Origin of the sequence: Streptomyces alfalfae (assembly GCF_004127445.1) — a bacterium.
GTDB classification, from domain to species: domain Bacteria; phylum Actinomycetota; class Actinomycetes; order Streptomycetales; family Streptomycetaceae; genus Streptomyces; species Streptomyces alfalfae.
In genome coordinates, this window is the sequence record NZ_QEXM01000027.1 from 12026 (window position 1) to 26323 (window position 14298).

At 72.8% G+C, this 14298-nt stretch carries 13 protein-coding genes; 6 read left to right on the plus strand and 7 right to left on the minus strand.

Features of this window, described 5'->3' with window-relative positions:
* Positions 1-52: 52 nt before the first annotated feature.
* Genes DCW30_RS12305 through DCW30_RS12315 form a run of 3 tightly spaced genes read right to left on the minus strand, consistent with a single transcriptional unit; the run spans position 53 to position 3330 of the window.
* On the minus strand, positions 53-613 hold the full coding sequence (locus tag DCW30_RS12305) for a nuclear transport factor 2 family protein (RefSeq protein WP_076685116.1): 561 nt from the start codon (positions 611-613) through the stop codon (positions 53-55).
* Positions 610-1479 (minus strand): dihydropteroate synthase, encoded by an 870-nt coding sequence (gene folP, locus DCW30_RS12310; RefSeq protein ID WP_076685115.1) that lies wholly within the window; start codon positions 1477-1479, stop codon positions 610-612. The genes DCW30_RS12305 and folP overlap by 4 nt, the downstream gene beginning before the upstream one ends.
* Positions 1480-1509: 30 nt before the next feature.
* Positions 1510-3330, minus strand: coding sequence for a phosphatidylglycerol lysyltransferase domain-containing protein (locus tag DCW30_RS12315; RefSeq protein ID WP_076685114.1), 1821 nt, complete (start codon positions 3328-3330; stop codon positions 1510-1512).
* A 248-nt stretch (positions 3331-3578) separates the two neighbouring features.
* Here DCW30_RS12315 and DCW30_RS12320 point away from each other — a divergent pair, with 248 nt between their 5' ends.
* Complete coding sequence (locus tag DCW30_RS12320; protein WP_076685113.1) at positions 3579-4697, plus strand: alpha/beta hydrolase; 1119 nt, start codon at positions 3579-3581, stop codon at positions 4695-4697.
* A gap of 93 nt (positions 4698-4790) precedes the next feature.
* Here the strand turns inward: DCW30_RS12320 and DCW30_RS12325 are convergent, their stop codons facing one another.
* On the minus strand, positions 4791-5951 hold the full coding sequence (locus tag DCW30_RS12325; protein ID WP_076685112.1) for an ABC transporter ATP-binding protein: 1161 nt from the start codon (positions 5949-5951) through the stop codon (positions 4791-4793).
* Between the two features lie 158 nt (positions 5952-6109).
* Here DCW30_RS12325 and DCW30_RS12330 point away from each other — a divergent pair, with 158 nt between their 5' ends.
* The 4 genes from DCW30_RS12330 (at position 6110) to DCW30_RS12345 (ending at position 9916) form a co-directional block, all read left to right on the plus strand.
* Positions 6110-6838 (plus strand): ABC transporter permease, encoded by a 729-nt coding sequence (locus DCW30_RS12330; RefSeq protein ID WP_076685111.1) that lies wholly within the window; start codon positions 6110-6112, stop codon positions 6836-6838.
* Complete coding sequence (locus tag DCW30_RS12335; RefSeq protein WP_076685110.1) at positions 6835-7515, plus strand: ABC transporter permease; 681 nt, start codon at positions 6835-6837, stop codon at positions 7513-7515. Before DCW30_RS12330 ends, DCW30_RS12335 begins: the two co-directional genes overlap by 4 nt.
* Positions 7516-7605: 90 nt before the next feature.
* Positions 7606-8577, plus strand: a complete 972-nt coding sequence (locus DCW30_RS12340; protein ID WP_076685109.1) for an ABC transporter substrate-binding protein — start codon at positions 7606-7608, stop codon at positions 8575-8577.
* Between the two features lie 211 nt (positions 8578-8788).
* Complete coding sequence (locus DCW30_RS12345) at positions 8789-9916, plus strand: hypothetical protein (RefSeq protein ID WP_076685108.1); 1128 nt, start codon at positions 8789-8791, stop codon at positions 9914-9916.
* 136 nt (positions 9917-10052) lie between these two features.
* Here DCW30_RS12345 and DCW30_RS12350 read toward each other — a convergent pair whose 3' ends face one another.
* Both DCW30_RS12350 and DCW30_RS12355 read right to left on the minus strand, forming a co-directional pair.
* Positions 10053-11438: a PH domain-containing protein gene (locus DCW30_RS12350; protein WP_079250042.1), complete on the minus strand. Its 1386-nt coding sequence runs from the start codon at positions 11436-11438 to the stop codon at positions 10053-10055.
* Complete coding sequence (locus DCW30_RS12355) at positions 11435-11944, minus strand: PH domain-containing protein (RefSeq protein WP_076685107.1); 510 nt, start codon at positions 11942-11944, stop codon at positions 11435-11437. Before DCW30_RS12355 ends, DCW30_RS12350 begins: the two co-directional genes overlap by 4 nt.
* Positions 11945-12001: 57 nt before the next feature.
* On the opposite strand from DCW30_RS12355, the gene DCW30_RS12360 reads away from it, so the two are divergent.
* Positions 12002-13165 (plus strand): NADH-quinone oxidoreductase subunit D, encoded by a 1164-nt coding sequence (locus tag DCW30_RS12360; protein ID WP_076685106.1) that lies wholly within the window; start codon positions 12002-12004, stop codon positions 13163-13165.
* Positions 13166-13190: 25 nt separating this feature from the next.
* Here DCW30_RS12360 and DCW30_RS12365 read toward each other — a convergent pair whose 3' ends face one another.
* Positions 13191-14198, minus strand: coding sequence for an SAM-dependent methyltransferase (locus DCW30_RS12365; protein ID WP_076685105.1), 1008 nt, complete (start codon positions 14196-14198; stop codon positions 13191-13193).
* Positions 14199-14298: the final 100 nt, after the last annotated feature.

The window sequence follows — 14298 nt, forward strand, 5'->3', positions numbered from 1 at the left end:
CATGGCCTGCCCGCGGGGCCCGTGGGACCGGCCACACCTGTGCCCCTACCCACTACGAGGGCGTCTCGTCGTTCTCGTCGTCGTCGGTTTCGGCGAGTACGGGAGAGGCGTGGTGCGACCAGAGTTTCCAGCCGTCCGGAGTGCGGCGGAACACGTTGGTGGCGACCACGAGCTGGCCCACGAGAGGCCCCAGCTCGCCGCCGGCCTCCGGGGGCGGACCGCCGCTGAGGATGTTCTCGGTACACGTCACCAGGGCGGTGTCACCGGCCACCCCGACCTTCACGTCGGTCAGGAAGAACTGGATGTACTCGGTGTTCGCCATGATCAGCGCGTACGACCGCAAGACCTCGCCGCGGCCGGTGAGGACCGGCCAGCCGGGGTGCACGCAGGAGATCGCGGAGCCGTCGTCGGCCACCTCGTCGTCGTCCGCCGGGTCGCCGTCCGCCCCGCCGTCCGCGGCGTCCTCGTCCGTCGCGCGCCCGGCCGCCGGGTCGTCGGTGGCCGGGTCCAGCCACAGGTCGGAGACCTCGTCGAAGTCGCCGCGTTCGAGTGCTTCGTAGAAGGCGGTGTTGGCGCTCTCGACCTGCTCGACGTCGGTACGGGCCCCGGTCACCGGCTCTCGCCCGCGTCCGTCACGGCCTGGGCGACGCGCACGGCGTCGGCGGTGGCCCGTACCTCGTGCACACGGACCGCCCAGGCGCCCTGGTGGGCGGCGATGGCGGAGACGGCGGCGGTGGCGGCGTCACGCTCGCGTGCGGGCGGCGGGGCGCCCTGCGGGCCCGCGAGGACCCGGCCGAGGAAACGCTTGCGGGAGGCGGCCACCAGGATCGGGTGGCCGAGATCGCGCAGCCGGTCGAGGCGGGCCAGGAGGGCCAGGTCGTGCTCGGCCTTCTTGGAGAAGCCGAGGCCCGGGTCGACGACGATGCGCTCGGGGGCGATGCCGCCCTCGACGGCCGCGGCCACGCGTGCGTGGAGCTCGTCGACGACTTCGGAGACCACGTCCTCGTAGGCGGGCTCGGCGTGGATGTCGGTGAGGAAGCCGCGCCAGTGCATGACGACGAAGGGCGCTCCGGCGGCGGCGACCGCGGGGACCATGCGGGGGTCGGCGAGGCCGCCGCTGACGTCATTGACGAGGACGGCGCCCGCGGCGAGCGCCCGCTCGGCGACGGTGGCGCGCATGGTGTCCACGGAGACCGTGACGCCCTCGGCGGCCAGGCCGCGCACCACGGGGACGACGCGCCTGAGCTCCTCGTCCTCGTCCACGCGGGTCGCGCCGGGGCGCGTGGACTCACCGCCGACGTCGACCAGGTCGGCGCCCCGCGCCACGAGGTCGACGCCGTGCTTGACGGCGGCCGTCGTGTCGAACCAGCGGCCCCCGTCGGAGAAGGAGTCCGGCGTCACGTTCACGACGCCCATGACCGCACAGCGGCCCCACTCCGGCAGCCCCTGGACCGATCCGCGCCCGCGCAACGTACTCATGACTCCAGCCTAGGCCCGGTCGGCGGACGGTTACGCCGCCTGGACCTCACGCTCCGTGGTCCCGTGCGGGCAGGGGCGGGGCTGCGCGGCGGAGCGGCGCAGGAACCGGGGGAGCGAGAGGGTCACGAAGCCCTCGGCCTGCATGGCGGCGAAGCCGATGCGGGGCAGGTCCTTGCTGGAGCGGTAGACGACGAAGCGGGGCTCCCAGCGGGGGCGGAACTTCGCGTTGAACTTGTACAGGGACTCGATCTGGAACCAGCGCGAGAGGAACACCAGCAGGCCGCGCCAGGCCCGCAGGACCGGGCCCGCGCCGATCTTCTCGCCGCGGGCGAGGGCCGCGCGGAACATGGCGAAGTTGAGGGACACGCGCGCGATGCCGAGCTTGGGGGCGGCCTGGAGGGCGGCCACGATGAGCAGCTCGTTCATGCCGGGATCGGCCGCGCGGTCGCGGCGCATGAGGTCCAGGGAGACGCCGTCCTTTCCCCACGGGACGAAGTGGAGGACGGCCTTCAGGTCGCCGTAGGGACCCGGCTCCGCGTCGGCCTTGTGGGCGGTGGCGATCAGGCAGTCGCCGTCCCCGGGATCGCCGATGCGGCCGAGCGCCATCGAGAAGCCGCGCTCGGTGTCGGTGCCGCGCCAGTCCTCGGCGGCCTGCTGGATCCTGGCGAGCTCCCGCTCCCCGAGGTCACGGATGCGCCGTACGCGCGTCTCGTAGCCATTGCGCTCGATCCGCTTGACCATCTGGCGTACGTTGCGCATCGCACGCCCGGACAGGGAGAAATCCGCGACGTCCACCACCGCCTCGTCGCCCAGTTCGAGGGCGTCGAGGCCGGTCTCGCGGGTCCAGACCTCGCCGCCGGTCTCGGAGCAGCCCATGACGGCGGGCGTCCAGGAGTGGGCCTTGGCCTCGTCCATGAAGCGCTCGATGGCGCCGGGCCAGGCCTCGACGTCGCCGATCGGGTCGCCGCTGGCGAGCATCACTCCGGAGACGACGCGGTAGGTGACGGCGGCCTTGCCGCTGGGGGAGAAGACGACCCCCTTGTCGCGGCGGAGCGCGAAGTGGCCGAGGGAGTCGCGGCCGCCGTGCTTGTCGAGCAGCGCGCGCAGCCTCGTCTCGTCGTCCTCGGTGAGGCGTGCGGCCGGGTGCTCGGGGCGGAAGGCCAGGTAGATGGTGGTCAGGGCGGTGAGCATGCCGAGGGCGCCGAGGGAGAAGCCGACGGTCCAGGACGTGTTCCCGGAGTAGGCGACCGGGCCCTCGTGGCCGAAGAGGCCGTACAGGACGTGCTGCAGGCGTTCCGTGATGCCGGGGTCGCCGACGACCTTGCCGGGGTGGGCGCTGACGATCACCAGGCCGAGCAGGATCGAACCGGTTCCGAGCAGGATGAAGTTGGCCAGGGCCCGCCAGCGGCTGCGTGGATCGGGCAGTGCCGTGAATTCACTACGATGACGGAGCAGCAGCGCGAGCAGGGCGACGGAGATCAGGACGCCGATCACCGAGTGCCGGTACGCGAACTGGGCGACGGCCCCCGCGGGCAGCAGCACCACGGCGGCCCGCCAGGCCCGCCGCTTGTGGCGCCGCAGGCCGTGGGCGAGCAGGAGCAGCAGGATGCCGGAGCTGAGGGCGAGGGCGGCGGCGAAGGGGCCGAGCGCGCCGGGCAGGACCTCGGCGATGGCGTGCACACGGCTGTGGCGGAAGCGCGGGAACACACCCGCGGCGACGTTCAGCACGCCCACGAGCGTGCAGGCCCGGGCGACGAGGGCCGGCACCGCCTCCGGGCGCGGACCGCGCGTCAGCCGGCGGAACCGGCTGTCGCCGTGCCGTTCCTGACTGCCCGGAACCTCGCCCGACATTTCCCCATCTATCCTGACAGACATCGCATCCCGTAGTTCTGCGAGAGAGCTTTAATCCGGTGCCAAAGCGGCATCCGGCACCATTGCCCCCTCTAGGACGGTCCCTCGGGGAAACGGGTTCATTCCCGACCGGAAACCACTGGAAAAGTTCGGCAGGTCCCCGGCGAGCCGCCGTGCGTTCCTGGCCGGTTCCGGTCATGCCGCGACGATCTCGGGGCACAGGCAGAAAGCGCAGGCAGGAAACCCCCATGGGACTCACGAGCAACAAGGTCCTCGCCCTTGCGGTCGTGCTGGCCGCACTGCTCTTCTTCGGCACCATCTGGCTCTGGCCGCGGCTCGCCCGCCGCACCTGGAAGGCCGTCACGGGACGCGTCGGGCTGCTCCTCGCCGCCCAGCTCGCCATCTTCGGATCGGTGGGCCTGGCCGCCAACCAGGCGTTCGGCTTCTACGCCACGTGGGCGGACCTGTTCGGCCAGGAGACGAGCCCCGGCCTCGTCGTGGACCACGACCCGGCCAAGGGGGAGGGGCCCGTCAGGGTGCTCGACACCCGCGCCGTGGACGTCCCCGGGGGCAACAGGCCGACCACCGGAGGCCAGATCCAGAAGATCGACATCGGCGGCAAGGTGTCGCGGATCGCCAGCCCCGCCTACGTCTACCTGCCGCCCGAGTACTTCCAGCCGCAGTACAGGGACCGCAAGTTCCGCACGGCCGTGGTCCTCACCGGCTACCCGGGGACCGCCGAGGCGCTCATCAAGGGGCTGCACTACCCCCAGACCGCCCACCGGCTGTCCGCCGAGGGCAAGATGCAGCCGATGGTCCTGATCATGATGCGGCCGACCGTCGCGCCGCCGCGCGACACCGAGTGCGTGGACGTCCCCGGCGGCCCGCAGGCCGAGACCTTCTTCACCAAGGACCTGCCCCGCGCCATCTCCGGGCACTACCGGGTGGGCGCCGACAGCCGCAGCTGGGGCGTCGTCGGCGACTCCACGGGCGGCTACTGCGCCCTGAAGTTCGCCGTCCACCACCCCGAGCGGTACGGCGCCGCGGCGGGCCTCTCCGCGTACTACAAGGCGCCCATCGACGTCACCACCGGTGACCTCTTCCAGGGCGACGAGGAGTTGGAGCGCCGCGCGGACCTGATGTGGTACCTCGCCCACGAGCCGCGGCCCAAGACGTCCCTCCTGGTGACCACCAGCAAGAAGGGCGAGGACAACTACCAGGCCACACAGGACTTCATCCACGCGGTGAAGCCGCCCACGCGCGTGTCGTCGATCACGCTGGAGAGCGGCGGGCACAACTTCAACACCTGGCGCAGGGAGATCCCCGCCACGCTCCAGTGGATGAGCAGCCGGCTGCGCGACGGTTGAGCCGCCGGGGCACGTCGTGCCCCACGCCCTGGTTCACGCCGTGCCCCACGCCCTGATGCATGCCGCGCCGCTCGCCGTGGCTGACGTCTCGCTTCACGCCTTGCCGGCGATGGCGGCCACCGTCTCCAGCTCGACGTCCGCGCGGGCGACCGCCCGGGCGTCCGCCGCCGTCGAGCGGCGCAGCGCCTCGTGCAGCCGGGCGGGGGTCAGCACGCCGAGGAAACGGCCCTCGCTGTCCTTGTCGATGACCGCGATCCAGCCCGCGTCGTGCTGGAGCATCGTCGCGAAGGCCTGCTTCAGGCTCGCGCCCACCGGCAGCCAGGCCTCCATGCGGCGGGCGTGCTCGCGGACCGTGCCGTGCTCCACGCGCGCGTGCTCGGCGGAGATCCAGCCGTGCAGGTTGTTCTCGCCGTCCAGGACCACGGCCCAGCGGGCGTCGAGATGCTTCGGCAGCGGGTCGTCGAGGTGCACCACGGGGGGCTGTTCCAGGTCGCCCTCCTCGATCGGTGTCACGGAGAGCCGCTTGAGCCCCCGGTCCGCGCCGACGAAGTCGGCCACGTACTCCGTCGCGGGGGCGCCGAGGACCGTCGAGGGAGTGTCGAACTGCTCGATGCGGCCCTGGCCGTAGACGGCGATGCGGTCGCCGAGGCGGACCGCCTCCTCGATGTCGTGCGTGACGAAGAGGACGGTCTTGCGCACGGACTGCTGGAGGCGCAGGAACTCGTTCTGCAGGTGCTCGCGGACCACCGGGTCGACCGCGCCGAACGGCTCGTCCATCAGCAGCACCGGCGGATCGGCCGCCAGGGCACGGGCCACGCCGACCCGCTGGCGCTGGCCGCCGGAGAGCTGTTCGGGGTAGCGGTCGCCGAAGACGGCGGGGTCGAGGCCGACCAGGGCGAGGAGTTCGGCGGCGCGCTCGCGGGCCTTGCCGCGCTTGACGCCGAGCAGGTGTGGGACGGTCGCCGTGTTCTCCAGGACCGTCTTGTGCGGGAAGAGGCCGACCTGCTGGATGACGTAGCCGATGCGGCGCCGCAGTTGGACCGGGTCGATGCCCGATATGTCGTCGCCGTCGACGTATATGCGTCCCTCGCTCGGCTCGACCAGCCGGTTCACCATCTTCATCGTGGTCGTCTTGCCGCAGCCCGACGGGCCGACGAGCGTGACCAGTTCGCCCTCCGCGACCTCGAAGGACAGATCGTCGACGGCCGTGGTGCCGTCCGCGTAGCGCTTGGTGACGTGCTCGAACCGGATCATGCTTCCCCATTGTGGCGGGCGGCGAGGGGCTTTGTGTGTCCGCGGGATTGCGGCCGTACAACGACTCTCGGCGATTGTCGGTGGCGCGCGTTAGGGTCGCCAGACACGGGGGGACGTGTGTACGGCATACGTCCGGGAATTCGGGGGAGGTGCCACGCGTGGCCGAGCGGAACTGTCTGGTGACCAACGACTGGATCTGCGGGGAGTATGTCCGCTCCCGCAGCCAGGAGCTGACCGACGCGACCCTTCAGCACATCGGCATCACGCTCGCCTCGGTGGCGATCGGACTCGCCGTCTCCCTCCCGCTCGCGCTGCTGGCGCGCCGGTGGCGCTTCCTCTCGGGGCCCGTCCTCGGCGTGACGACCGTGCTGTACTCGGTCCCCTCGCTCGCGATGTTCTCGCTGCTCCTGCCCTTCTTCGGGCTCTCCGTCTCACTGGTCGTCACGGGCCTCGTCCTGTACTCGTTGACGGTCCTCGTGCGGAACATCCTGGCCGGGCTCCAAGCGGTCCCCGACGAGGCCAGGGAGGCCGCGAAGGGCATGGGGTACGGCCCGCTCAGGCTGCTGTGGGAGGTGGAACTGCCGCTGGCGCTGCCCGCGTTGCTGGCCGGCGTCCGCATCACGACGGTCTCCACGGTGGCCCTGACGACCGTCGGCGCCATCGTGGACTACGGCGGCCTCGGCACCCTGATCCTCGACGGCCTCGACACGACCTTCAAGGCCCAGGTGCTCACGGCGTCCGCGCTGTGCGTGCTCCTCGCCGTCGTCGCCGACCTGCTCCTGCTCGGCCTCCAGCGCCTGCTGACGCCCTGGACGAGGGTCCACCGAATACGGACGAACCGAGCCGACCGCGGGCCGGCCGTGGCCAAGGTGGCTGAACCTGCATGAACGCGATCACCGGTGCGTACGACTGGCTGACCACGGGCGCCAACTGGCGGGGCGAGCAGGGGGTGTGGCACCGCCTGGCCGAGCACCTGTACTTCAGCGGCGTCTGCCTCGCCGTGGCCTGCCTGATCGCGCTGCCCCTCGCCCTCTGGCTCGGTCACATCGGCAAGGGCGGCGCCCTCGCGGTCAACATCTCGAACGTCGGCCGCGCGGTGCCCACCCTCGCCCTGCTGATCCTGCTCACGCTCACCCCGCTCGGTGAGCACGGCGACGCCCCGACGCTGATCGCGCTGGTCCTCTTCGCCGTGCCGCCGCTGCTGACCAACGCCTACCTCGGGATGCGCGAGGTGGACCGGGCGGTGGTGGAGGCGGCGCGGGGGATGGGCATGAGCGGCGGCCAGCTGTTCGCCCGGGTCGAGCTGCCGCTGGCCTACCCGCTCGTCATGACGGGCGTCCGGTCGGCCGGCGTGCAGGTCGTCGCGACGGCCACGCTCGCCGCCATGGCGGGGGAGGGCGGCCTCGGCCGGATCATCACCGCCGGGTTCAACCTGCAGAACACCCCGCAAGTCGTCGCGGGCGCGGTCCTCGTGGCGCTGCTCGCACTGCTCGTGGAGGGCGTCCTGGTGCTGGCCGGACGCCTCTTCGACCCGATGCGACGGTCGGGCGGAGCAGCCCGCTGAGTGTCGCGCCGAGTCCTGCTCACCCAGCCCCGCCCACCGGGTCCTGCTCGCCCGGTCATTCCGAATCCCCTTGGAGATGGTGATCCACCGATGAACAGCACAACGCGTCGCGCGCGACGGATGGCAGGGGCGGCCGCGGCCGTCATGGCGCTGACCGCGGGGCTCGCCGCGTGCGGCGGTGACAGCCTGGAGGACGACGGCAAGGGGTCGGACAAGGGGGGCGGTGGCAAGAAGGGCTCGATCGTGGTCGGTTCGGCCCGGTTCACCGAGCAGAAGGTGCTCGCCGAGCTCTACGCGGGCGTTCTCGCGGACGCCGGATATGACACCCAGGTCAAGACGGTGCAGAACCGCGAGATCTACAAGCCGGAACTGAAGAAGGGCACGATCGACGTCGCTCCGGAATACGCCGCGACCCTCGCGGAATTCCTGAACCTGCAGAAGAACGGCCCGAAGGCCGAGCCCGTCGCCTCCAGCGATCTCGACGCCACGGTGAGCGCCCTGGAGAAGCTCGCGGAGCCCGAGGGACTCAAGGCACTCCCCGCGGGCGAGGCGGTCGACCAGAACGCGTTCGCGGTCTCCGCGGAATTTGCGAAGGAGCACAAGCTCAAGACGCTCTCGGACCTCGGCAGGTCGGGCGAGAAGGTGAAGATCGCGGCGGGCGACGAATGCGAGTCCCGGCCGTTCTGCGCCCCCGGCCTCAAGAAGAAGTACGGCATCGACGTCGCCGGAATCGATCCCAAGGGCGTCGGCACCACGCAGTCCAAACAGGCCGTCAAGAACGGCACGGACCAGCTGGTGCTGACCACGACGACCGACGCGACGCTGAAGAACTACGACCTCGTCATTCTCGAGGACGACAAGAAGCTCCAGAACGCGGACAACATCCTTCCTGTCGTGAACGCCGAGGAAGCGGGCTCCAAGGAGATAGCCGACGCGCTCGCGAAGATCACCAAGACGCTCACCACGGACGATCTCATCGAGCTCAACCGGAAGGTCGACGAGGAGCGGCAGAAGGAAGCCGATGTGGCCAAGGAGTACCTGGAGTCGAAGGGCCTGATCTGAGACAGGTCGGATGGTCTGATCCGAGGCGAGTCGGATGGCCTGATCCGGGACGAGTCGGAGGCCTGGTGTGAGGCCGGCCGGCGGGAACGCCGGCCGCCCGGCTAGTTGATCAAGAAAAGGGTGGGGGAGTTATGACGAGTTGTGGCCGACGACTTCTGCTTTTTGGCGGGCCGGACACATGACTTCGCCTACGCGCGGTAAGTTTCTGGCCATGCCACGTGGACGTCACCGCCATTCCCCACCCCTGCACAGGCTGCTTCCGCCTTCGGCGGTCGCCGGCGTCTCTGTTCTCAGCGCCGGCGGCGCCTGGATGTTCGCGGAACCGCTCGTGCTCCGCGGACTCGCCGCGGTCGCGGCGGCCGCCGCCGTCGTCGGCTCGGTCGTCATGCGCCGCTGGGACCAGGCGGCCGGGAAACAGATCGCCGAGCTCGGCCGGGCCCGCGCGAGCGACGAGTGGCGCCACGAGGAGCGGATCGCCGAGGCCGAGGCCGATCTGGAGGAGTCGCGCGAGCTGCGGGGCAGGCTGGAGACCAAGCTGCGCGCCAAGCGGGCCGAGCTGGCCGCCCTGCGCAACGAACACGCCGACCTGCTGCGCCGCTACGCCACCGCCGAGACCGAGCGGGCCAGTGCACTCGAAGGCAGGCGCCTGCTCGCCATAGAGGCCTCGGCCCCGGCCCCCGCGCTGTCGAAGGCGGGCGCCGACGACCTGGTGCCGGGCGCGGTGGACCTCGTACCCGCGGTGCGGGCGGGGGCGCCGGTGCCCGCCGCGCGCACGGCGGACCGCCCCGCGCGGCCGGCGAAGGCCGCCCCGGCGGCCGTCACCGGCACCCGGGAGGGCGCCGCCCCGACGCCGTCGCTCTTCCAGCGGGCCAACGCCGCGCTCGACCGCATGACCTCGCGACCGGAGCCGGCGCCTGCCGCGCCGCCGGTGGCGGAGGCCGGGGCGGAGGACGACGGGGAGCGGGGGCAGGAAGGGGCGGCCGACGGGTACGGCGGGCATGAGCGCGCGGTCGCCGTCGCGCCGCCCGTGCAGGCACGCCGCCCGGCGCCCCAGGGCGGGTTCGACTTCTTCGGCAACGAGGGCGGCGCGACCCCCGCTTCGCTGGAAGCCGTGCAGGACGCGGACCTGGCCGACGTGGTCGGCGAGGAGGCCCTGGCGGTGCACAAGGCGGAGGCCGAGGCCGAGGCGGACCGTCCCGAGGCCGCACCCGAAAGCGCGCCCGAGGCCGGGCCCGAGGCGGACGCCGAGCGAGGCGTGGGCCAGGTGATCGACCTGACGGCCCACGACGAGACGGAGCAGCTGGACATGGCGGACCTCCGCACGGCACTGCGGGCATAAGCCCCGGCCTCGGTTCGGCCCCGCTTCGAGGGCTGATTGCGGGAAAGTCCCGGCGACACGCCGTATCACACGGCGTGTCGCCGGGACTTTCGTGCAAGGTCTCCCGGGGCCGAAGCCGGGGCCGGGGCCGGGGCCCCTACGCCATCCACCGGTCCGGCCGGGCCTCGCGGCGGCCCGTGCGGGAGCGGTCCGCCTGGGACTGGAGCAGCGCCGCCGCCTCCGCGGCCGGGCGGAGCCGTGCGGTCACCGTCTTGTTGGCGCCGGTGTGGACCCGTACGTCGGCCACGTCCTTGTGGCGCTCCCACGGGCCTTGCGCCAGCTGGACGCTCTGCACCTTGGCGTGCGGCACCAGCGAGAGGCGGCGCTTGAGCAGGCCGTGCCGGGCCGCGAAGACCGCGTCGGTGACCGCGATGCCGTACCCCTTCCACCACAGCGGGACGCACCACGCCGCGCGGGCGGGCGGCCGCACCAGAGCGTCGGCCTCCGGGACGCGGACGCCGGGCAGCACGCGCCCGATCAGCGCCTCGGCCTCCGCACGCGGCGCCACCGGCACCAGGACGCCGTTGGACGAGCCCGCCACGTCCAGCTCGACGCGCACCCAGCCGTACCGCCGCCACAGCAGTGGCTGCACGACGTGCACGGTCTGCACGCGGCCCGGCGGCACCGTCTCGTGGGCCTTGTCGAGCAGCCCGTGGTCGATGCGGAGGCCGTCGGGGGACTCGCCGACCGTCCAGTCGTACTCCGTGATGAAGCGTCCGCCGCTGCTCGCGAACGCGCCGCCCAGCATCGGCAGGGACGTGGCGAGGACGGTCCAGACGCTGTGCGTGACGAACCAGAGGAAGGCCGGCACGACCACCGCCGCCGCCAGCATCACCCAGGGCGCGCCGGTCAGCAGGAGGGAGACGGCGAGCATGCGCGGCTGCACGTGCAGGAGGGCGCGGACCGGGGCCTCGCCGACCTCGCGGGCCTGCTCGGGGGCGAAACCGGCCGCCCGGGCGAGCAGTTCGGCCCGCAGCTCGGCCGCCTCCCGCTCGCCGAGGAAGGCCAGCTCGTCCTTCTTGTCGGCGCCGACGACGTCCAGCTTCAGCTTGGCGACGCCCACGACGCGGGCGAGCAGCGGGCGCGTCACGTCGACGGCCTGGAGGCGGTCGAGGCGGATGTGGGCGGTGCGCCGGAAGAACAGGCCGGTGCGGATGCGCAGCTCGGTGTCGGTGACCGCGAAGTGGGTGAACCACCAGCTCATCAGGCCGTACGCGGCTCCGCCGAGCACCACGGCCGCGCTGCCGGCCAGCAGGGTGGTGGCGGTCAGCTCGGACAGGCGCTGCTGTGTGCCGTTCGGGTCGTGGAGCGCCCAGCCCACCAGGAGAGCGAACGGAGCCCACGCGCGGCGCAGCGGCGTGACCGGGTGCAGCCGCCGCTCCTGGACCGCGTCCCCGCCGGGCGGGGAGCCCTCGCGGCCCGCCTCGCCCGTGGCGCCGTCCGTCGTGGGCGCCCCGTCCGGCGCGCCCGCCTCGCCGTTCACAGCCCCGCCGATCGGGCCTCGCCGAGCTCGGTCAGCCGGTCGCGCAGCCGCTCGGCCTCCTCGGGGACCAGCCCCGGGATGCGCGCGTCGGTGGCCGCGGCGGCGGTGTGCAGCTGGACGCCCGCGAGCCCGAAGTGCCGCTCCACGGGGCCCGAGGTCACCTCGACGAGCTGCATCCGCCCGTACGGCACGACAGTCTCCTGGCGCCACAGCACGCCCCGGCTGATCAGCAGGTCGTCGACGCGCTCCGCGTACCGCCACGAGCGCCAGTTGCGCTCCAGCATCCCCCAGCCCCAGGCGGCCACGGCGAGCGGCAGCACGGCGAAGGCGGCCCAGGCCGGGCCCGCGAACAGGCCGAGGAGCACGCCGGCGGCCGCGGCGAGCGGCACCAGCCAGACCACGAGCAGCAGCCGCCGCATCGTCAGCACGCCGCGCGGCAGCCCCGTCCAGACCGGTCCCTCGTGCGCCCCCGCCGGTCCCGCGGGCCCTGCCGTCCCCGTGTCCATGCACCCAGCGTACGTACGACCTCCGTCACCCGGGGACGCGTGCGAGAGACTGTGCGCATGAGTCCCACGACGGAGACCACCACGGAGACCACGCTCGGCATCGGCGGCGCCGCCGAGAGCACCGACATGGTGCTCAACATCGGCCCCCAGCACCCGTCCACGCACGGCGTGCTCCGCCTGCGCCTCGTCCTGGACGGCGAGCGCGTCCAGCACGCGGAGCCGGTCATCGGCTATATGCACCGCGGCGCGGAGAAGCTCTTCGAGGCCCGGGACTACCGGCAGATCGTGATGCTGGCCAACCGCCACGACTGGCTGTCGGCCTTCTCGAACGAGCTGGGTGTCGTGATGGCCGTCGAGCGGATGCTCGGCATGGAGGTCCCCGAGCGCGCGGTGTGGACGCGCACCCTGCTCGCGGAGCTGAACCGCGTCCTCAACCACCTGATGTTCCTCGGCTCCTACCCGCTCGAACTGGGCGGGATCACCCCGGTGTTCCACGCGTTCCGCGAGCGCGAGGAGCTGCAGAACGTCATGGAGGAGATTTCCGGCGGTCGCATGCACTACATGTTCAACCGCGTGGGCGGCCTCAAGGAGGACATGCCCGCCGGCTGGACCGCACGCGCGCGTGCGGCCGTCGCGTCGGTGCGCTCCCGCATGGACGTGTACGACCGCCTGGTGCTCGGCAACGAGATCTTCCGGGGCCGTACGCGCGGCGTCGGCGTCCTCACGGCGGACGCGGCCCACGCCTACGGAGTGAGCGGCCCCATCGCCCGCGCCTCCGGCGTCGACTTCGACCTGCGCCGCGACGAGCCCTACCTCGCGTACGGGGAACTCCAGGACACCCTGAAGGTCGTCACGCGCGAGGAGGGCGACTGCCTGGCCCGCTTCGAGTGCCTCCTGGAGCAGACCCACAACGCCCTCGACCTCGCCGACGCCTGCCTGGACCGGCTGGCGGAGCTGCCGCAGGGGCCGGTCAACCAGCGCCTGCCGAAGGTCCTCAAGGCCCCGGAGGGCCACACGTACGCGTGGACCGAGAATCCCCTCGGCATCAACGGCTACTACCTCGTCTCCAAGGGCGAGAAGACGCCGTACCGCCTGAAGCTGCGCTCGGCCTCGTTCAACAACATCCAGGCGCTGACCGAACTGCTCCCCGGCCAGTTGGTCGCGGACATGGTGGCCATCCTGGGGTCGCTCTTCTTCGTGGTCGGCGACATCGACAAGTGAGGGCCCCCGCGCGGACCGCGGGCTCTCAGGGTGCGAGCGGCGGCTCGGGGACGCCGACCGGCTGGAGCAGCCACCGGAAGTCCCCGAGCCCGCCGGGCGCCGTCAGCTCGGCGGCCTCCCCGGCGCGGGCCAGCGCGCGTACGTAGGCCGCGGGGTCACTGGAGGCCAGGGCCAGCGGCGGGCGGCCACCGCTCACCCCGAGCGCGCCGAGCGCCGCCCGCTGGGTGAGCAGCACCGCTCCCTCGGCGGCGCAGGCGTCCAGCGCCACGTGCGCGGTGATGTCGCAGCTCCCGTCCGGCACGGGAGCCGTCTCCCGGCCCGCCCTGAAGCCCGTGAGCGTCCCGTAGGGCGGCCGGGCCCCCTTGAGGTGCGCGTAGTCCACGGCGACCGCCAGACCGCGTTCCAGGGCCGCCACGGCCGCCGCCCACGCCTCGTCGCGGGGATGCCCGATCTCGGCCCGCAGGCCCGGTTCGTCGCCCAGCGGCCACCAGCGGGCGAGCCAGCGGGCGTCCCGCCCGTCGACGGGGCCGCCCAGCGACTCGGCGCCGTCCCCGCGCACGAGGACGCGGCGTGCCGTGCCGTCGGCGGCGACCTCGGCGACGTCCAGGGGGACGTTGTCCAGCCATTCGTTGGCGAAGAGCAGCCCCGTGACGCCGGCCGGGGGCGCGGCCCGCCACTCCACGCGCGGGTCGAGCCCGGCGGGCCGCTCCGCGCGCTCCACCGCGTACGCACGCACGCGTGCCGCCACGTCCGCGGGCAGCGCGGCCAGGACCCCGGACGTCAGCTCTCCGCGGCCCGCCCCCATGTCGACGAAGGCGAGCTCGCCGGGGCGCCCGAGCACGTCGTCCAGGCGGCACAGGAGCCGCGCCACGGCGTCCGCGTACAGGGGCGAGGCGTGCACGGAGGTGCGGAAGTGCCCCGCGGGTCCTTCCGGGCGGAGGTAGAAGCCGCCGGGTCCGTACAGAGCGGTCTTTGTGGCCTCGCGCCAGCCGCGCGGGGCGGAGGCCGGGCTCGCCTGCTCGTCGTTCGTCACGACCGCAGGCTAAGCGGGCCTCCACCTTGGGGAGTACACGCATGCGATACGGATCGCACCTCCGGTTGACCCCGGGGCGCTGTGGGCCTGCCTACTCTGG

Bases quoted from the DNA above. Each gene is read 5' to 3' on its own strand.
- DCW30_RS12340 (WP_076685109.1), top strand. From the start codon at position 7,606: ATGAACAGCACAACGCGTCGCGCGCGACGGATGGCAGGGGCGGCCGCG.
- DCW30_RS12345 (WP_076685108.1), top strand. From the start codon at position 8,789: ATGCCACGTGGACGTCACCGCCATTCCCCACCCCTGCACAGGCTGCTT.
- DCW30_RS12335 (WP_076685110.1), top strand. From the start codon at position 6,835: ATGAACGCGATCACCGGTGCGTACGACTGGCTGACCACGGGCGCCAAC.
- folP (WP_076685115.1), bottom strand. From the start codon at position 1,479: ATGAGTACGTTGCGCGGGCGCGGATCGGTCCAGGGGCTGCCGGAGTGG.
- DCW30_RS12315 (WP_076685114.1), bottom strand. From the start codon at position 3,330: ATGTCGGGCGAGGTTCCGGGCAGTCAGGAACGGCACGGCGACAGCCGG.
- DCW30_RS12355 (WP_076685107.1), bottom strand. From the start codon at position 11,944: ATGGACACGGGGACGGCAGGGCCCGCGGGACCGGCGGGGGCGCACGAG.
- DCW30_RS12325 (WP_076685112.1), bottom strand. From the start codon at position 5,951: ATGATCCGGTTCGAGCACGTCACCAAGCGCTACGCGGACGGCACCACG.
- DCW30_RS12360 (WP_076685106.1), top strand. From the start codon at position 12,002: ATGAGTCCCACGACGGAGACCACCACGGAGACCACGCTCGGCATCGGC.
- DCW30_RS12320 (WP_076685113.1), top strand. From the start codon at position 3,579: ATGGGACTCACGAGCAACAAGGTCCTCGCCCTTGCGGTCGTGCTGGCC.